Annotated in this window: 17 protein-coding genes; 13 read left to right on the forward strand and 4 right to left on the reverse strand. The window is 43.7% G+C overall.

Annotated elements, in window-relative coordinates; all coding sequences use genetic code 11:
• Window positions 1-24: 24 nt before the first annotated feature.
• The 10 genes from JNUCC1_RS09435 (at window position 25) to JNUCC1_RS09475 (ending at window position 12081) form a co-directional block, all read left to right on the forward strand.
• Complete coding sequence (locus JNUCC1_RS09435) at window positions 25-1791, forward strand: ABC transporter ATP-binding protein (protein WP_156645175.1); 1767 nt, start codon at window positions 25-27, stop codon at window positions 1789-1791.
• Window positions 1792-1848: 57 nt separating this feature from the next.
• Window positions 1849-2394, forward strand: coding sequence for an LptM family lipoprotein (locus tag JNUCC1_RS09440; protein WP_156645176.1), 546 nt, complete (start codon window positions 1849-1851; stop codon window positions 2392-2394).
• A 105-nt stretch (window positions 2395-2499) separates the two neighbouring features.
• Window positions 2500-3795, forward strand: coding sequence for an EF-P 5-aminopentanol modification-associated protein YfmF (gene yfmF, locus JNUCC1_RS09445; protein ID WP_197431685.1), 1296 nt, complete (start codon window positions 2500-2502; stop codon window positions 3793-3795).
• A complete protein-coding gene (gene yfmH / locus JNUCC1_RS09450) occupies window positions 3788-5077 on the forward strand; it encodes an EF-P 5-aminopentanol modification-associated protein YfmH (protein ID WP_156645178.1) in 1290 nt (429 codons plus the stop codon). The genes yfmF and yfmH overlap by 8 nt, the downstream gene beginning before the upstream one ends.
• Window positions 5078-5154: 77 nt before the next feature.
• Window positions 5155-5283, forward strand: coding sequence for a hypothetical protein (locus JNUCC1_RS19030; protein ID WP_269448147.1), 129 nt, complete (start codon window positions 5155-5157; stop codon window positions 5281-5283).
• A 30-nt stretch (window positions 5284-5313) separates the two neighbouring features.
• Entirely contained in the window at window positions 5314-6630 is a 1317-nt protein-coding gene (locus JNUCC1_RS09455) for a sensor histidine kinase (protein ID WP_156645179.1), read from the forward strand.
• A gap of 21 nt (window positions 6631-6651) precedes the next feature.
• Window positions 6652-7395: a LytR/AlgR family response regulator transcription factor gene (locus tag JNUCC1_RS09460; RefSeq protein ID WP_156645180.1), complete on the forward strand. Its 744-nt coding sequence runs from the start codon at window positions 6652-6654 to the stop codon at window positions 7393-7395.
• A gap of 27 nt (window positions 7396-7422) precedes the next feature.
• Window positions 7423-8103: a response regulator transcription factor gene (locus tag JNUCC1_RS09465; protein ID WP_331713689.1), complete on the forward strand. Its 681-nt coding sequence runs from the start codon at window positions 7423-7425 to the stop codon at window positions 8101-8103.
• A complete protein-coding gene (locus JNUCC1_RS09470) occupies window positions 8103-9485 on the forward strand; it encodes a sensor histidine kinase (protein ID WP_156645182.1) in 1383 nt (460 codons plus the stop codon). Before JNUCC1_RS09465 ends, JNUCC1_RS09470 begins: the two co-directional genes overlap by 1 nt.
• A gap of 805 nt (window positions 9486-10290) precedes the next feature.
• Window positions 10291-12081, forward strand: a complete 1791-nt coding sequence (locus tag JNUCC1_RS09475) for a S9 family peptidase (protein WP_156645183.1) — start codon at window positions 10291-10293, stop codon at window positions 12079-12081.
• Window positions 12082-12209: 128 nt separating this feature from the next.
• On the opposite strand, the gene JNUCC1_RS09480 is transcribed toward JNUCC1_RS09475, so the two are convergent.
• Window positions 12210-12458: a hexameric tyrosine-coordinated heme protein gene (locus JNUCC1_RS09480; RefSeq protein WP_156645184.1), complete on the reverse strand. Its 249-nt coding sequence runs from the start codon at window positions 12456-12458 to the stop codon at window positions 12210-12212.
• A 583-nt stretch (window positions 12459-13041) separates the two neighbouring features.
• Between JNUCC1_RS09480 and glmS the strand changes: the two genes are divergently transcribed.
• Both glmS and JNUCC1_RS09490 read left to right on the forward strand, forming a co-directional pair.
• Window positions 13042-14844 (forward strand): glutamine--fructose-6-phosphate transaminase (isomerizing), encoded by a 1803-nt coding sequence (gene glmS, locus JNUCC1_RS09485; RefSeq protein WP_156645185.1) that lies wholly within the window; start codon window positions 13042-13044, stop codon window positions 14842-14844.
• A gap of 183 nt (window positions 14845-15027) precedes the next feature.
• Window positions 15028-15405 carry a hypothetical protein gene (locus JNUCC1_RS09490; protein WP_156645186.1) on the forward strand — a complete coding sequence of 126 codons (378 nt, stop codon included), beginning with the start codon at window positions 15028-15030 and terminating at the stop codon, window positions 15403-15405.
• Between the two features lie 59 nt (window positions 15406-15464).
• Here the strand turns inward: JNUCC1_RS09490 and JNUCC1_RS09495 are convergent, their stop codons facing one another.
• From JNUCC1_RS09495 to JNUCC1_RS09505, 3 genes are read right to left on the reverse strand one after another with little or no spacing between them, the layout of a single operon-like run.
• The gene (locus JNUCC1_RS09495; protein ID WP_156645187.1) at window positions 15465-16082 is read right to left on the reverse strand and encodes a lysozyme inhibitor LprI family protein; all 618 of its coding nucleotides are present in this window, start codon (window positions 16080-16082) and stop codon (window positions 15465-15467) included.
• 24 nt (window positions 16083-16106) lie between these two features.
• Entirely contained in the window at window positions 16107-17189 is a 1083-nt protein-coding gene (locus JNUCC1_RS09500) for a hypothetical protein (protein WP_156645188.1), read from the reverse strand.
• Complete coding sequence (locus tag JNUCC1_RS09505; protein WP_156645189.1) at window positions 17176-17700, reverse strand: RNA polymerase sigma factor; 525 nt, start codon at window positions 17698-17700, stop codon at window positions 17176-17178. The genes JNUCC1_RS09500 and JNUCC1_RS09505 overlap by 14 nt, the downstream gene beginning before the upstream one ends.
• Before the next feature lie 154 nt (window positions 17701-17854).
• On the opposite strand from JNUCC1_RS09505, the gene JNUCC1_RS09510 reads away from it, so the two are divergent.
• Window positions 17855-18376, forward strand: a complete 522-nt coding sequence (locus tag JNUCC1_RS09510) for a DUF3231 family protein (protein WP_156645190.1) — start codon at window positions 17855-17857, stop codon at window positions 18374-18376.
• Window positions 18377-18409 lie beyond the last annotated feature (33 nt).

Genomic DNA, 18409 nt, shown 5'->3' on the forward strand with positions numbered 1-18409 from the left:
CAGTTTGTTAGGAGGGAAATTACCGTGAAAGAAGTCACCGAAGCATATCGGCAATATGGGTGGAAGAAATTTTTCCAGCTTATGTTCAAATCCAAATTGCCGTGGACCTTTTACATCATAAGCATTATTACGGCATTTATGACCACAACCATCACGCTGGGTCTGCCAGTCGTAACTCAGAAGATCATGGAAGGGAAGATTTTTGATAACGAATTAGTCATGCAGTATGTGTGGCTGAGTATAGCGTCGGCCGTTATGTCTAGTATTGCAGCTTTTTTCGCTTATATTACTGGTCCGATTACCCGCCGGAATATTCAGCAGACCATCTGGCCAAAAATGATTCGTATGCCCATGCGAAAATATGCCGGCAGTAATTCTTTACAGCAGATCAGCCGTGTAACCATTGACCCATCGTTCGTCGACAACGCGATTTCCGATTTGCGGATGATGCTGACCGCTACCTACAGTTTGATTGGATCGTTCGTCATTATGTATGGCATGAACGTTAAATTAACTTTGGCGCTACTGCCAATTATCCCGTATATTCTAATCGTATCTGCCATTGTTGGTCATTTTACCCAGAAGACACAATACGGGGTTCAGGAAAAGTTATCAGGTCTAACCGCCTTCTTTGCTGAACGCCTTCCTAAAATCAGACTGATTAAAACGTTTGGCAAAGAACAAGAAGAAATCAAACAAGGTCATGAAGTGATCTATGATCAATATGGCGCCGAAAAGAAACGAGCGTTGGTTGACTTGTTTGCCGAACCTCTTATGCATAGCGTGCGTGCTATTGTGGTAGGGATTGTCCTGATCTATGGCTCAATTCTTGTCAGCAGGGGTGAACTGAAGGTCAGTGAAGTTATTGCTTTTTATCTGTATGTGCAGTTCATCCACAATGATGTACTGAAATACGGCATTTTTTGGCAAAGTGTTAAGCAGGCGCGCGGTGCAGCAGAGAAGATTTCAGGAATCAGGGATTCTAAGGAAGAACAACTTGAGCGTAAACACACTTTTGATACAGTTTACAATAAAACTGGAGCGGACATCACCTTTGAAAATGTGTCATTCGGCTATTCGAATAAAAATGTCCTCTCCCATATTAATTTTAAAATACCTGAAGGCAAAACAACGGCAATTGTTGGGCCGAGCGGCAGTGGTAAAACAACGATTTTCTCATTGATTGAGCGCCTGTACGAACCGAACGTTGGACGTGTTCTGATGGGTGATACACCAGCAGAGGAGATTCACCTTGACGATTGGCGGCAATCAATTGCATACGTCTCTCAGAGTGCGCCACTCTTATCAGGGACGATCAGGGATAACATTACGTATGGTGTCCGTGAAGAAATCAGTGATGAGGAAATCAGAAAGGCAGCGGAACTGGCGGCGGCTCTCGAGTTTATAGAAGCGTTTCAGGATGGCTTTGATACAGAAGTAGGAGAATTCGGCAGCAGGCTTTCCGGCGGTCAAAGGCAGCGGCTGGCTATTGCAAGAGCATTCATAATGAATCCGGATTATTTGCTTCTGGATGAAGCCACATCAAATCTTGATGCTCGTAGCGAACATTTAATCAATAAGGCTCTGAAAGTGTTAATGAGAGGACGGACAACAGTCATGATCAGTCACGACTTGAAAGATATTGCCCAGGTTGACCAGGTTATTCTTGTAGACCAAGGTGAACTGGCGGGGTCTGGCACACATGAAGAAATGATGGAGAAAAGTGATCTATATAGACATTTAATCGATATTCAAAATGAAAAAGCTGAGAAATTGGCTGCAACAATGTAAGGGAATAAACCTGGTTCATTCAGGAATAAAAACATAAAAAAACTTCCAGGAGGGTATATGATGAAAAAACTACTTTATGCAATGTTGATGATGGTGCTGATCGCAGGTCTTGCCGCATGTGGAGATGCAGAGGCAGACGGTAAAGCAAATGATAATGAGAATAATGCGCAAGATGAAGTAGCAGACGAAGCAACAAATGACAATGCCGCCGAAGAAGCAAATGACAATAGCGCTTCTGAAGACGCTGACGACCCTTTGGAAAATGAAAACTTTGCTCAAGTCGTCGATATTCTGAAAGAAAACGACTATGAAGTAACAGATGTACAGTCCGGATTTGATGATGTTGTAGGTTCAGAGGACAGTGTTACAATGGTAGTCAATGGGGAAGACATGCTAACGTTGCAGGTATTCAAAGTTGAGGATGGTCACGAAAATCTTAATAAAATCAATGAAACAGGTGAAGCAACACTCGAGTTTGATGGGCAGCAGGGTGATGTAGCGGGCTTTTACGCCATTGGCAATTACGCATTTTTCCTTGGCGAAGGCCACCCCGATAGTGAAGAAGTTGAAACACTAATCAAAGACAACTTCTCACCACAATAATAGAATAAATGATAGAATCGAAATAACCCCAAAAAAAATCGGCGTAACTCAGCCGATTTTTTAGGGTGGTCCGTATGTTTTCGAATGAAGAAGGAGGATATAGTGATGACACGCACACTTGAACAGACTGTTAAACATGACAGTTTAAATACACACCTGATTCCAAGCAAGAAATTTAAAACCATTACCTTGGAATTGAAATTCAGAGAGACGCTGGACAGAAATACCATAACAAAACGAGCCCTGCTGCCGTTTGTTCTAAAAAAAGGCTCAAAAAACTATCCAGAGGACTCTAAAATCCAAGAAAAACTCGATGATCTGTATGGTGCTTCACTTAATATCGGCGGTCAAAAGATGGGAGACCATCATGTCATGACCGTTCATATGGAAATTGCCAATGATAAATTTATTGGTGAAGAATCTTCCCTTGTATCAGAGGCCTTGAGCTTCTTGAAAGAGGTAGCTTTCAATCCAAATGTGAACGAAGGGTCTTTTGATAAAACGATTGTCCAGCAAGTTAAAGATACGCTGAGAAAACACTATCAGTCTATTAAAGACGAGAAAATGACATATGCAAATATCCGCCTGGTTGACGAAATGGCTGAAGGAGAAACCTATCAGATTCATTCCCATGGTTATGAAGAAGATCTGGAAGGAATTGATGGCAGCAATTTATATGCCTACTTCAAAGATATGATTGAACGTGATGTGGTGGATTTATATGTTATAGGAGATTTTAATGTGGAGGAAATGGAAGCTGCCATTTCTGAACATGTCGATGGTTTTCGCTTAACCCAGCCGGCCTCACCTCATCACGAGAGCAAGAAGCTTCAAGTTAATGATTCTCCAAAAGAAGTGATTGAAGAAGATGATCTTCAGCAAGCTAAGCTGCATATCGGTTACAGGACTCAGACAGTGTTTAAAGACAAAGACTTTCCCGGCATGCTTGTCTATAGCGTGATGCTCGGTGGCCACCCTGGGTCCAAGTTGTTCCTGAATGTCAGAGAAGAGAACAGTTTGGCTTATTACGTTGCAGCACAATTAGACTTTTTCACTGATAAACTGTTTGTTTTCAGTGGTATTGCGCCGACAGATTACGAGAAGGCACATGACATTATCGATGTTCAAGTGGCCGCTATGCAGAACGGGGATTTTACACAGGCTGAACTAGATGAAGCAAAATCCATGATTGCCAGTCAGCTCAGATCAGCTCTTGACCAGGCTGGCGGCATGATTGACTTGGAATATCAAGCTGCAGTTGGTGACAGTGACCGTTCAGCTGAACAGCTGATTGCTGAAATTGAACAGATTACAAAGGAAGATATCGTCAGAAACGCTGCCAAGGTACAGAAGGATACGATTTATTTACTGACGAGCAAGGAGGGGAACTCAAATGCTTAGTACAACATATGAAAATGTCGATGAAACGATTTATACCGAGGTCCTTGATAATGGATTGACGGTTTGTTTATTGCCGCGCCAAGGATTGTCTAAAACGTATGGCATATTCACGACTGCGTTTGGGGCAACGGATATGACGTTTGTTCCGATCGGTCAATCGAAGAAAACAACCGTTCCTCTTGGTGTTGCGCATTTTCTTGAGCATAAGATGTTTGATAAAGGTGACCATGATGCCTTTGCAGACTTCTCAAAGCTCGGTTCGGCCGCCAATGCTTATACGAATTCGACTGAGACAGCATATTTATTCTCGGCAACAGAGAAAGTAAAAGAAAACGTCGAGTTATTGCTTGATTTTGTGCAAGATCCTTATTTTACAGAGGAAACAGTAGAAAAAGAGAAAGGCATCATTACACAGGAAGCACAGATGTATGCTGACAATCCAGATCAGAGATTATATATGAGTACGCTGGAAGCTTTGTTTGAGCATCATCCTGTCAGATATGAGGTGCTTGGTACGCTTGAATCGATCAACAACATAACGAAAGATGATCTATACACGTGCTATCATACATTCTATCATCCGTCGAATATGACCTTATGCATAGCAGGTCAAATGGATGTTGAAGAGATGATGGATTTCATTCGAGCTAACCAAAACGAAAAAGAATTCGCTCCAGCCGATGATATTCAGCGTTTTACACCTGAAGAGCCAAAGGCAGTTTATGAAAGTAAAAAGACAATCTCCATGCCAGTATCCACGCCGAAATGCATGGTCGGTATAAAAGAGTACAGTGAGACCATCAGTGAAGACGAACTTCGGAACAGAACGCTTTTAACCAGCATGATGCTCAGTTATTTCTTCGGAAGCAGCGGTCCATTTTATAAAGAATTGTACGATGAAGGGATTATTGACTTTTCATTTGGAGCCGAAACGCTTTCTGAACAAGACTATGGGTATTCTTTGCTCTCGAGCAATGCACAAGATCCTGAGATGTTTGCCCAGAGAGTTAAGTCTTTGCTGTTATCGACGAAAACATATCAACTTGATGAAGTTTCTTTTGAACGGATGAAAAAACGTAAGATCGGCAGTTTACTCCGCGGCATGAACTCTATTGAAAATGTCGCCGAGAACATTATCTGGCACAATAACCGCGGTCTTGATTATTTCAAACTCATCCCGGCCATCGAAGCTTTGACATTGGAAGAGGCTAATAACTTCCTGGACAGCTGGATTGAAGAGGACCGGATCAGCATTGTGACCATGCTTCCAGAGCAAGACTAAGCAAAACAAAAAGATGACACTTGAATTTCAGGTGTCGTCTTTTTTGCGTCCTGCTTCAACGCCTACCCCCTCGAGTCATGAGCAATAACCTTCGTGGCAAAGACCGCTACTACACGTTCTTGCTTATGATTTTCGGAGGTGACCAAGGCGTTTCCACTTTTGTTCATGTGCTTGAAGCAGGTCAGGGTTGGAATGGTATGATATAATTTCATATAAATGATAATACAGGTGGTTCTATGGACTGGAGCAGTCTTCCGGTATTAAATGTAGCGGTGCTTATTGCTGCAAGTTTGATGATCGGTTTATCACTCGTGGGCGTCCGCCCGCGTTTTTATATTATAAAAGTTATCTTGGTCAGTTTGGGAACATCTATTGTCTGGGAAGTTCTTAATTTCATGCATGACATATCGTTTTTGCTGCCGGTTGTGTATATTGCCTTGATTCCAATCTTGGCGGTTTATTTGAAGTTGTCATGGCTTCAAAGTACCATAGCTGCACTTCTCGGGGTGGTATATGACCTGGGTTTTGTGGAGCTGCTGCAATACAACCTGTTTGATCTGATCTTGTCTGTAAGCGGGATTGAAGAAGACGGAATGATTCAGCTTGTTTTGACATTGTTCGTCATGCTGAACAATATATTTGTTTCTTATATCGTTTATCAGAATGAGCCCCGCTTAATTCAGGGTGATTTGTTTTATCTGGAAAAAGATGAAGAAAGTCAAATAACCGCCTATCGGCTTCACTTTGTATTCAGTATTGTGATTCTGGTGTCAATTAATGTCTTTTTATATTTTTCAAATGTTGAACGGGACATGTTTCCGCCGATTTATCGTGTATTCGTCACATTCTGGAGCTTGTTCATGTGCGGGCTGATTTTATTCTTCTTGCGTGCGATGATTCAACACAAGATGGAACAGGTGCAGCTGTATATGGACAAACAGTATCAGCAGGATATGCTGTCCTTTTTTGCTATAATCCGCTCACAGCGCCACGACTTCAATTTTCATTTGAATTCGATTTATGGGTTAATTACCCGTCAGGAATATGGCGCATGTTTAGACTATATTGATGAGGTTGTTTCGACAGCCCAACAGGTGAATGAACTTCTGCCGCTGAAGCACCCCGCCATCAGTGCCATGTTGAATACGCAAAGTGGAAATGCAGAAGGTAAAGGGATTAAGATGCATTTCCGAATTATGGATGACTTAAAAGACATGCCCTGCACGGTTTATGACATGAATAAAGTGCTGGGCAATCTGATTCAAAAAGCAATTGAAGAAGTGGACGAACATATTAAAGAGGGGCGCTGGGTCGACGTTGAGATTACTCAGGAGTATGGTCAGATCTCCCTTAAAATAGCCAATCCTACGACATTAGAGGAACATCAACTGGGCCAAATGTTCACGTCTGGTTTTTCGACAAAAAATACACATGAGGGCATTGGTCTTGTTGGCATTGAGAAAATTGTAACACGATATAACGGTATCATTTTCCCTGAATTGACCGATCGTGTACTCACAATGATTGTAAGAATTCCACTGACACAAACATAACTCGAATGGAGAAGGTGATGGATGTTGGAAATCAGAACACTAATTGTCGACGATGATCAAAATGCAATTAACACGTTAATAATGCATCTTACATCTTTTCCGTTCATTCATGTGGAAGGGGATGTAAACGACGGGAAATCCGCGATGCGTTTTCTGAGAACTGAACAGATTGATTTGATATTCCTGGATATTGAAATGGATGACATCGATGGTCTGCAACTCGCTGGGCATATTCAATCACTGAACCCGGCCATTATGATTATTTTTGTGACAGGGCATGCCGGATTTGCTCTTGAGGGATATGAGCATCACCCTTTGGATTTTCTAACGAAGCCAGTCGACTTTTTTCGTCTGGAAAAATCGATGCAGCTTGTCGAAAAACAGAAAACCAAACACGAAAATCCATCAGAACCAAATCAGAAAATTGGCATGAAAGTCGCCGGTGGAATCCGGATCGTGAATGTGAAAGACATTGTTTTTATTGAAAAAAAAGGCCGAAAGATTCACATTAACTGTAAAAAAGAGGACTCTTTTCAATCCAGTGACTCCATGAAGAATCTTGAGAATATCTTTGCGCCGTATGGATTTTATAGATGTCATCAGTCATTTATTGTGCCCATACATCAAATTAAGGCCATTATGCCGGATGCCTACACCCGCTCACATGCAATTCAGCTGAAAGACAATACTGAGTTGCCTTTGAGTCGGAATAAGTACCATGAGCTCACAAGCTTGCTGAGCGAAAGAGGGATCACCATATATTAGCCTTTGATAATGGAGAGGAGATGCAACGTGCTGAGCATATTAATCGTGGACGATGATCCTCATATTAGAGAGCTGTTAAGATTTTATCTGCATAAAGAAGGTTATAGGACGGTAGAAGCGGGTGATGGTCAAGAGGCGCTCGACGTGCTCGAGGAGACACAGTGCCACTTGGCTATCGTTGACGTCATGATGCCCCATGTTGACGGATATGAGCTTTGCAAAGAAATCAGGACAGATTATGATATCCCTGTGCTCATGCTGACGGCTAAAGGGGAAATGGCCGATAAAGAAAAAGGCTTTATAGCTGGAACGGATGATTATGTCGTGAAGCCTTTTGAACCAAAAGAAGTCCTGTTTCGAGTCCAGGCTCTGCTCAGGCGGTATCAAATGGTGAACGAACAGGCCATTCACGTTGGCCAGACGACGATTAATCGAAAAAGCTATGAAGTGGAATCAAATGGCAAGACACTGATTTTGCCACTAAAGGAATTTGAACTTTTGGCGCAGCTTGCCAGTTATCCGGAGCAAATCTTCTCCCGAGAGCAACTGCTCGAGCTTGTGTGGGGCAGGGATTATGAAGGCAGTGACCGAACAATTGATGTACACATTAAAAGGCTTCGTGAGAGGTTTGCAAATGAAGGCAGCGGTTTTGAAATTGAGACGGTGAGAGGGCTCGGCTATAAACTGACCATGCACGGGAGGTCATAATGAAAACACTCTATATCCGAATTATTGTCACGACTATGGTCATTATGATCACAAGTGCGATTATTGCTTTTGTGGTGACCAACGTGTATTACCACTATGAACTCAAACCTCAGAACGATGAAAAAATCACCGGTATTGCTGAACGGGTTGCAGGAATGATTGAAAGCGATGCCGTTGATGAAAACAATTATCTGCGTGACTTGTCACATCTGGGATATCAATTTTATCTTGTGAAGCCCGATGGCGACAGCAAAATGTTTGGGGATCGCTTTAGGTCATATGAGTTGGAAGACGGGATTATTGAAGAGGTCCTTGCAGGGAAAACATATCACGGCGTAGCAAACTACCCATGGCAACTATTTGTTACGGGGTTTTTTGATAATGAGTTAAGAAATACGATTGGGGTCCTTGTAGAACTTGAGGGCGAAAAGCGGGCATTATTTGTCAGGCCCAATGCTGCCCGTCAGTTTGGAGAAATGCGCTTTTTCCTAGCTGTTATCCTGGTTGCGACTTTATTGCTCAGTTTCTTGTTTATCTTGACGAGTACCACGTTCATCGTTCATCCGATAAAGAAACTGACGGCTGCAACAAAGAAAATCGCGGCCGGAAATTATCATATTAAGCTTGATGAAAAGCGGCGTGATGAGATCGGGAGGCTGGCCCGTGACTTTTCACGGATGAGTGACAGTCTGCAGCAGACAGAGGCACAGCGCCAGACATTTGTCTCAAACGTATCACATGAAATCCAGTCCCCCTTGACATCCATCCAAGGCTTTTCAAGAGCAATCCGTGAAGAGGATATGACAGATGAAGAGCGGGCGCATTATCTGGGTATTATTGAAAAAGAAAGCAAACGGTTGTCGAATTTGAGCCGGCAACTTCTGACATTGTCATTTCTAGATCGGGATAATACGACAGGGAACATGAAGCAGTTTGATTTGGCAAAGCAGCTGCGTGACGTTGTTTCAGTAACTGAGTGGCAGTGGCGTGAAAAGGAATTATCAGTTGAGGTGGATCTGGCTCCTGCGATGATGACGGGCGATCCGGAGATGCTGCAGCAAGTGTGGACGAACTTGTTGACCAATGCCATTCGGTACACCGATAAAGGGGGCAGCATCAAGGTCAGGACAAGTGAGGACCGGACGCTGGTGTATGTGACTGTTGAAGATACAGGCATCGGGATTCGTGATGAAGAACTGACACATGTGTTTGAGCGGTTTTATAAAGTGGATAAGGCTCGGACGCGGACAGAGAACTCAACCGGGCTCGGTCTGTCGATTGTGAAAAAGATTATTGAAGTGCACGATGGCACTATTACAGTCACAAGTGAGCTTGGAAAAGGCTCCACCTTCCATGTAACCTTGCCAAAATCACAGCCTTAAGATAGCGCAGGGACATGACTTTTGGTGTGATCCATTTACCCTTTATAAGTAGACTGCGAACTAACTAGTTAGATTTAATTTGGGATTTTATGACTGCCACTGGCAACCGCTCGGGGAAAACACTCCGCGTCCAGTGGGCGCTGCTGAGCCTCCTCGGTCTATCGACCTCCGGGGTCTCACCGAGGCTTATCCTCCCACTGGAGTCTCCGTGTTTTCCCCGAGCTTGGTGAGAAGTGTTCACCTTCCTTCTTGCTTTCGTGGGTAGCCCAAGAAGTGTTCACGTTCACACTTAATTTCTTGTGCAGGGCCGTCCAAGCCCTTGAATTACATAGAGTGATTGGAGCGGAGGGAAGTCGACTCCTGTGGGAACAGCACGAGTCCGAAGACCCCACAGCGAGTACATTAAGGATGGTCGACTAAGACCGTCCTTTGCGGACAACGTCGACATACCCCTTGCCGGGGCAAGGAGGCGTTAGGGGATGTTCGATTAAAACCGGCGCGTCCTGCGTCAACATCGAACGACCTGCGTCCTGCAGGCCCCTTGGCTAGAAGGCACTGTGAAAGTGGTTTTCTTGAACAGATGTCGCACTTGAGCTGTGATAAAGTTAAAGCGACTTCCCGGAGCGCAAATCACGATACTCTCATTATGGTTAGAACCAGTCTTTCAAGTTTTCTCGGATCGTAGTTTGTGTCGATTGTTCATTATGGTTTATAAATGAAAAATATAATTTTTTAGAGAAATATTAGAAAAAACTCTAATGTTATATTATCATTAAAATTAGATCTAATTTGAGGAGGATGATGTATGATTGAATTTCCGAAGCCGAGGGTGGAGCAGTTTTTCCGGACGTATGCGATTACAAATTTTGCGTTGAGTCGTGATGAAGAGCGACTGGTTTTTAATACGAATTTAAATGGGAAGATGAATTTGTGGGCGATGGATTTGCCGGATACGTTTCCATATCAATTTGCCCAAAAAGACGAATCCTGTAACTTCATTAAATTTGATCCGAAAGATCGTTATGTTTTAGCGGGCTTTGACAATGACGGGGACGAAAATTATCAAATTTATGCCTTGCCATATGATGGTGGACTGCCTGAGGCGCTTGTAACAGGGTCTTCGGAAGAGAAATATTTTTTCGCGGAATTGTCAGAAGATGGCGAACGCGTTTATTACTGCACATCAGAAGGCAATTCGTCATTTCTGAATACACGTGTCCGGAAATTGCAGGACGGCGCGGATGAGTTGCTGCATGAAGGTGAAACAGCTCCGACAATACTGGCTGCCGTCTCCAGTGATGAAAAAGCATTTGTTTTCAATCAGCAATTTGCCAATACATATGTAACGGCTTTTGTGAAGACAGAAGAAGGCACTTTCAACCTGACACCTGACCAGGAGGTTGTCCATGTAGCCGGTAACCCGATTTTCACCGACGACCAAACAATCTACTTTTTGACCGACTATGACTCTGAACACAGTTACCTTGCTAAGTTTGATCTGAACACGAAAACATACACAATTGAACTTGAAATAGAGGACGAAAGCATCCAAGAGATGAAATGGAATAAAGATCACAACACCTTACATCTTGTCACAGAACACGGCGTAACAGATGGTCTCTACCGTTATAACCTGGACAGTGGAGATGTTGACGTGGTGGAAATGCCCGTAGATGTTGTCGACCAGTTTCATGTCGCCAAATCCGGCACAGTGTATGTCTTGGGGCGCGGCGCTACACAACCACCTAATATTTATCAGTTGAAAGATGGGAAAGACTGGGTGGCGTTGACGAATAACCGCGTACTCGGACTGGATTCGTCACATATGGTTGAACCGGAAGTTGTGTCATATGCGTCTTTTGACGGTATGGAAATGGAAGCACTTCTATTCCGCGCCAAGCCGGAGAATGACAATGGTCACACGATTTTCTGGCCACATGGTGGACCACAGGCAGCTGAACGGAAAATGTTCCGTTCCATGTTCCAATGCTTCCTGAATAGAGGATATACGATATTCGCACCGAATTTCCGCGGCAGTACCGGGTACGGCTCGACTTTCGTGAAATTGGTCGAACAGGATTGGGGGCATGGACCACGCCTTGACTGTATTGCAGGCATTGAATGGCTGTTTGAACAAGGTATTACCGATCGTGAGAAACTGTTCCTCGTTGGGGGCAGTTATGGTGGCTATATGGCACTGCTTCTGCATGGACGTCATTCCGAATACTTCAAAGCCGTTGTCGACATCTTCGGCCCGTCTGATTTATTCACATTTGTGAACTCAGTTCCTCCACATTGGAAGCCAATCATGGAACGTTGGCTCGGTGATCCAGAACGGGATAAAGAGCGGTTCGAGAAAGACTCACCGGTAACTTATCTTGAAGGCATGACAAAACCAATGCTCGTCATTCAGGGCGCTAAAGATCCCCGTGTTGTCAAAGAAGAATCTGATCAGATTGTTGCAAAGCTAAAAGATGAAGGCCGTGACGTTGAATACCTTGTCCTTGACGATGAAGGCCACGGGTTTTCCAAGAAAGAAAATGAGATAAAAGTATACAAAAGAATGCTCGAGTTTTTAGGAGAGCATCAAGGATAGAAACCACAAAACCCCCTGCATGAAACACCGTGCAGGGGATTTTTGTAAGAGAAGTGCCTGTCACTTCCCGAATTTTGTCGTATGATGTCGATTTGAGAAAGTGACGGAGAGGGTCTCTCTCTTTAGTGTTATTTAAGAGAATAACTTAGGTTTTCTCTCCAATAGTTATTAGCAGCTGCGACTGTTTGGTAATTAACAGCGATAACATGGGAAGCTGCTATAAGACTATCTGGATCCTTTGCGTATTTCGGACGCAGTTTTTTTCTGATTGCTTCAGATGGCTGTGTATATTTTATGCCTTGTTGCGAAAGTGTTATAGCCAGCTCAAACCCCTCTTGTGGCGTTTTGGTTTTTAAGCTCTTGAGCCATTTTTCCATCGGCTTCATCTCCTTTATACTAATCTCATATAATATATGCCTAGATAAAAAGGACGTTCATTAAAACCAATCTGTCTCCGTATTCTTTTTAACGGTGGTTAATTGTAGAGGGATGCCAGGCAGGCGAGCGATGTATCGCCTGGTTCATTCACCTCTTACCTTCCAAAAGAATATAATCCTTTATCAGCCATTTCCCTCACTATGATCAAACACTCTCAAAAAAACAATTGACCGCAGCATTATTCGTGCTTTAAAATAAAACCCTGCCGCATTCCCAAAAACGGCATACTCAAATACAGAAAGGAGCATTGACGACGAGCAACACCCTAAAGCGCCAGAACTATTTTCAGAGACGATACGGAAAATAGTCGACGAGGTGGAGGTTGATCGAGTGATCGGCGGGTACCTCCCAATTGCCGCATCCCAATTGAAGGGCTTGTTCTTAAAACAGTGAGGCGACTCATTGGCCAAAGGAGCAGGTCAGGATGCAGACTAATTCACACGAGAAGGGGCAGCTGCGAGCGCCCCGCTAACAACAATCAGCAGGGCGTTTGGCTGTCCTTTTTCCGAGGAGGCAAAAGTTATGTGCGGAATTGTAGGCTATATTGGAGAGCATCAAGCGACAGATGTGTTACTGAACGGGCTGGAAAAGTTGGAGTACAGAGGATATGATTCGGCTGGGATTGCCCTTGTTACTGGGCGGGGCACCGAACAGTTCAAAGTGAAAGGGCGGATTGATGCGCTACGGCAGCGCGTCGATGGCCAATCTCAATCCACAATGGGTATTGGACATACGCGATGGGCAACGCACGGGGCGCCCAATGAGACAAATGCGCACCCGCATCAGAGTGAGTCAGGCCGGTTTACGCTCGTTCACAATGGTGTTATTGAAAATTATCAGGCACTCAAGGAAGATTATTTGCAAGATGTGGATTTAGTGAGTAGTACAGATACGGAAATTATTGTGCAGCTTGTAGAGCAAATAAGCAAAAAGCATGAGCAAACGGCAGCGGCTTTTCGGGAAGCTATCAGCATTTTAGAAGGATCCTATGCAATCGCGATGATTGATCAGGAAGACTCGGGTACGCTATACGTGGCCAAAAACAAAAGTCCACTCTTGATCGGAATCGGTGATGGATTTAACGTGGTCGCGAGTGATGCCATGGCGACGCTTAAGGAAACGGATCAATATGTTGAGATCGAGGACCAAGAGATTGTGTTTGTGCAGCGGCATCATGTTACGATCGAAAAGCTTGATGGAACGCTGGTTAATCGCATCCCCTATACAGCTGAAATTGATATGACTGACATTGAAAAAGGGACTTATCCTCACTTTATGCTGAAGGAGATCGACGAGCAGCCGATTGTGATGCGTAATATTATCAATGCCTATCAAAATGAGCATGATGAACTGCGTCTTGAGCCAGAAATTCGTGAGGCCATGACGCAATGTGACCGCATTTATATCATTGCGTGCGGCACAAGCTACCATGCCGGCTTGGTTGGAAAGACATTTTTGGAAAAACTGGCCCGAATCCCGATAGAAGTTCATGTGGCCAGTGAATTTTCCTACAATATGCCTTTGCTATCCGAGAAGCCATTATTCATATTCATCTCTCAGAGCGGCGAAACAGCCGACAGCAGAGCAGTTCTGGTCAAGGTGAAAGAAATGGGACATCAGGCCTTGACGATAACCAACGTCTCGGGTTCTACCCTTTCTCGTGAGGCAGATTATACCCTCCACCTGCATGCAGGACCGGAGATTGCCGTGGCTTCGACGAAAGCATACACGGCACAGATAGCTGTTTTGGCCATCTTGGCAGTTGATACAGCGACCAAAAAAGATATCACACTCGGTTTTAATCCGCTTCAAGAACTGGCTATTGCCGCCAATGCCATGGAAATGCTGACAGATCAAAAAGCGGTATTTGAAGATCTGGCTGAAGCGTATCTAGACGTCAGCCGCAATGCATTCTTCATCGGCCGGGGTACAGACTACTATGTCGCACTTGAGGCAGCATTAAAGCTGAAGGAGATCTCCTATATTCAGGCAGGAGGCTTTGCTGGAGGAGAATTAAAACATGGCACGATTGCGTTAATAGAGGAAGGCACGCCTGTCATCGCGCTCTCAACCCAGAAGCATGTGAATTACGCCATACGTGGGAACGTCCAGGAAGTTGCGGCTCGCGGAGCCAATACGATGGTGATTTCCACGAAAGGCCTTGATGAAGAAACAGATGCATTTGTCCTCCCTGAAGTTCATGAACTGTTGACACCGCTCGTTTCTGTTGTGACGATGCAGCTTATCGCCTACTATGCAGCCCTTTATCGTGGATGTGACGTTGATAAACCACGAAATTTGGCTAAGTCGGTTACTGTGGAATAGCTAAATGATTACGTCGTTTAGCAGTACGTAACTTAAACCCTTGGGATCTTATCTCCCCAAGGGTTTTTTGTGAATTTATGGTAAGTCTCGGGGCTTAGACTGGAATACAACTTAGGTACATTGCCAGAATTACCCTTCTACAGTACGATGGAGTAAAGTACAGATAGTGAAGAGGGGATAACAATGTTTAAGCGTTTTTTGATGGTTGTGTTAACCTTGATTGCGGCAGTTGGATCGGTATTGCTGGCAGCAAAGCACCCAACAGGGCCTAACTCAGTATCGTATGATGAGCCTATTGGTTTATCGCTGTCTATCGGTATGATCGTGGTGCTTTTTTTACCGCCGCTGATCTTGTCTTTGTTCGGTCATCGTGTCGTACGGATTATTTCAGCGGTATATCAGTTTTTCATAGTGATTTCATTTATGGGAACGATCCCTATCAGTTTTCTTTTAGTTAGCTCTATAGGGATGACAGCTGTTGCGGTCATAGGGACTTTGCTCAGTATCGTGAGTGTTGTGATCACTTTGAAAACAACTTGCAGAAGAGAAATAAAAGTGTAGTGTAATGCCGTATGAAAAAGGACTTAGCAATCTGCTAAGCCCTTAAGCCGCGGTTCTTACTACATATACGTCTTAACCAATTCATAGCATCGCTCTTCTGTGACATTTGCCAGAACGATAACGTATTCCAAGTGTTCTTGTGTGCCACCTTTGTATTTTAGAGAGGCCTCTTTAGCGGCATCATCTCTATGTGTGATCCATTTACGCTGTTCAATTTTAAGCTGCTCCATATCTTTTTCCGACAGCTGTTCTTTCAGTACGCTATAAATCTCATTAAGCATGGCGTCCCACTCATCGTATCGATCGCCTTGCACTTTTTTCAAGGCATATGTCGTGGAACTGTCTTCATTCTCCTGCATAGTTGTCATGTCTCTTTTGAGGTTATCTAATTTTTTGAGATACACATCTTTTTGACTTGCTTGAGAGCTGTCATTGACGGAACTTTCATGAGTGACGTTGTTGTCAGTGGACGCTTTATTAGAATTTGCATCTTCTTCAGCCGTTTCATTATCTTCGTGTGCAGGGGCACTTTCGACTGTGTTTTCAACAGAAGAAGCTTCCGCTGTATTTGTCTGCTTATCTTGTGCTCCTGAGTCTTCAGCCTTGTTCTGGCAAGCTGCCGAAATAGCACATGCAGCGGTTATTATAATTATCAATATGAGGCGTTTGTTGATCATTTTCCTGAACTCCTTTAAATTAATCTAGTTAAATTGAACGGCAATCATTAAAGCAATGTTTGGTTCGGTTGTTTGATCGATTGTATATACTGTATCTTCCTTTTGCCATTTGATTTGCGTGTTATTATTACCCAGGTCAAGGTGCGCATAGCCATGTTGTTTTGGTATGGGCAGTGCTTTTTTAGTAAGATAATCTACGGTATCTTTAGCATATCTCAAGCCGGTATCGGCCTCCTGACTGCGAGCCTTCACGGCCAGTGACCAGCGTCCGACGTTCCAGCTTGTGAAGACACTGCCGGCAGCGCCATCCTGATATCCTGTTGTTTCCGAACCAAGTTCAATTGCCTTGCCGCCGGATTCGGTGAAATCTTCATAGCCAATTTCCTCATCGGACTCTGCTTGTGTAGCATATTGCTGCACATTTAAGCGGGCAATTACCTTGGCAGGATTATCATCACTGTACAATAACTTATTATTAATGGGGATGGGCTCTGTATGTTCGAAAAAAGTAACCGTATAGCTTGTGGCGTCAGTGCTCGTCGTTGCTGTTAAATGATAGCCATCTTGCAAAGGCATTTCTGTAGGAAGAAGAATATTCAAATTCGTATTCATCTGCCCTTTGATGACTTGCATGATTTCTTCTTGTGTTAAGGTGACTTCTTGTTTTTCATTAGCTTCTGCCTCAATCGGCCCGGTGTCATTCGGTTCGTTTGTTGGGGAGCTGTTTTCGGTGCTGTTTTCGGCTTGATCCTGGTCTTGTTGAGCCTGTTTTGGGCGATCTGTTTGTTCAGTGTCGCTTTCGACGGTATCTTCATCTTCTGCTGTGGAAGGTGCAGAGTGATTTCCATGGCTGTTGATCACACGCCCTTCATCAGCGACTTCCTGACTGCTAAACTCGCTCAACGCCAGTGTCGTTACAATACCAACGAGCAGAAACAGTGAAAAAGCCGGGAGCATCCATCGTTTTAAAACCAGCGGAAATATTTTGTTGTCCCTATTCATCTTGTTAATAACTTTGCGCCTGATGCGTTGCTGCCTTCTGGGACTCCACTGAATATCTTCATTCAGTTGCTGCAGTTTCTCATCGAGGTTGTTATTGCGTTTCATTCATGACACCCCCTTTTTGGAGTTCTTCTTCTAATTTTTGCAGGCCGCGAAATAGTGTTGATTTCACTTTGCTTTCTGACCAGTCCAGAATCTCCGCAGTTTCCTTAACTGAAAACACCTCAATACGGCGTAAAATAATAACTTGGCGGTAGTTTGGCTTCAGTCTCGATAAGGCTGAGAAAAGTTCTTGAGATGATTCCCGTATTTCCACCAGTTTTTCCACAGATGGTCCAGGATCTTCTCTGTTGCTGAAGAAGTCCTTAATCATCTGGATGGGCTTGTGTTTGCGGATGTGATCAATGGTCAAGTTATGGGCAGTCCGATATAAAAACGTCTTTGGATACGTGACTTCTTTACCTTTCATCACATATGTATAGGCTTTAATGAATGTATCGTGCGTCAAATCCTCAGCCTGTTGGGCATCATGAATCATTTTCAATATGTATTTGAACAGTGATAAGCTGTAATCGTCATACCACTCAGTAATTTGGTGTTTGGCATTCTCCCCCAATTGCTTAAGCCCCTGTAAAAATGAACATACTCTCTCTTTATTTTAGCGCTGTTGTATAGACGGTCAAATAAAAATTTGGTTGCGGAATAAATAAAATGATGCAGGTTGGTTATCCTATGCAATGAATAAGACACAATTTCAGGAGGATGTTCAAATGGGTATGTTTAGCAGTAATCCAAAAGAAGAGCCGATGCATTATGGTGAGGTATTCGGTGTCTGGTCAGCATTGTCAGTTGCAAAAGGTCAACTGGCCGCTTATCAAGTATATTACAACCATGCGGGTGATGAAGATTTGAAAAAGTTCATCCAAGACATGGTGGATAATGTCATCAAGCCTGGTATAAAGGAGAACGAAGACTTACTTAAACGAAATAGTGTGGGTTTGCCTGCAGCCCCGCCCGAACGTTCTGAAGCCAACCGAGAGGATATTCCGGTTGGTGCAAGGGTAATGGATCCCGAGATTTCAGCCACCATTTCAAAAGATATTTCCCAAGGGTTAGTGGCAGATAGTATGCTTATGGGACAGTGCATCAGAGAGGATATTGCCATGATGTACGGTGAGTTTCACATGAAGAAAGCTCAGATGGGTGCAAAGCTGTTGAAAATGAACAAGGAAAAAGGTTGGTTGATTCCGCCACCACTTCATAAGCAAAGCAAAACAAATCAGTATGAATAAAAAATCAAGCTCTCCTGTTTTAGGGGAGCTTGA

The organism is Lentibacillus sp. JNUCC-1, assembly GCF_009741735.1.
Classification (GTDB): domain Bacteria; phylum Bacillota; class Bacilli; order Bacillales; family Amphibacillaceae; genus Lentibacillus_B.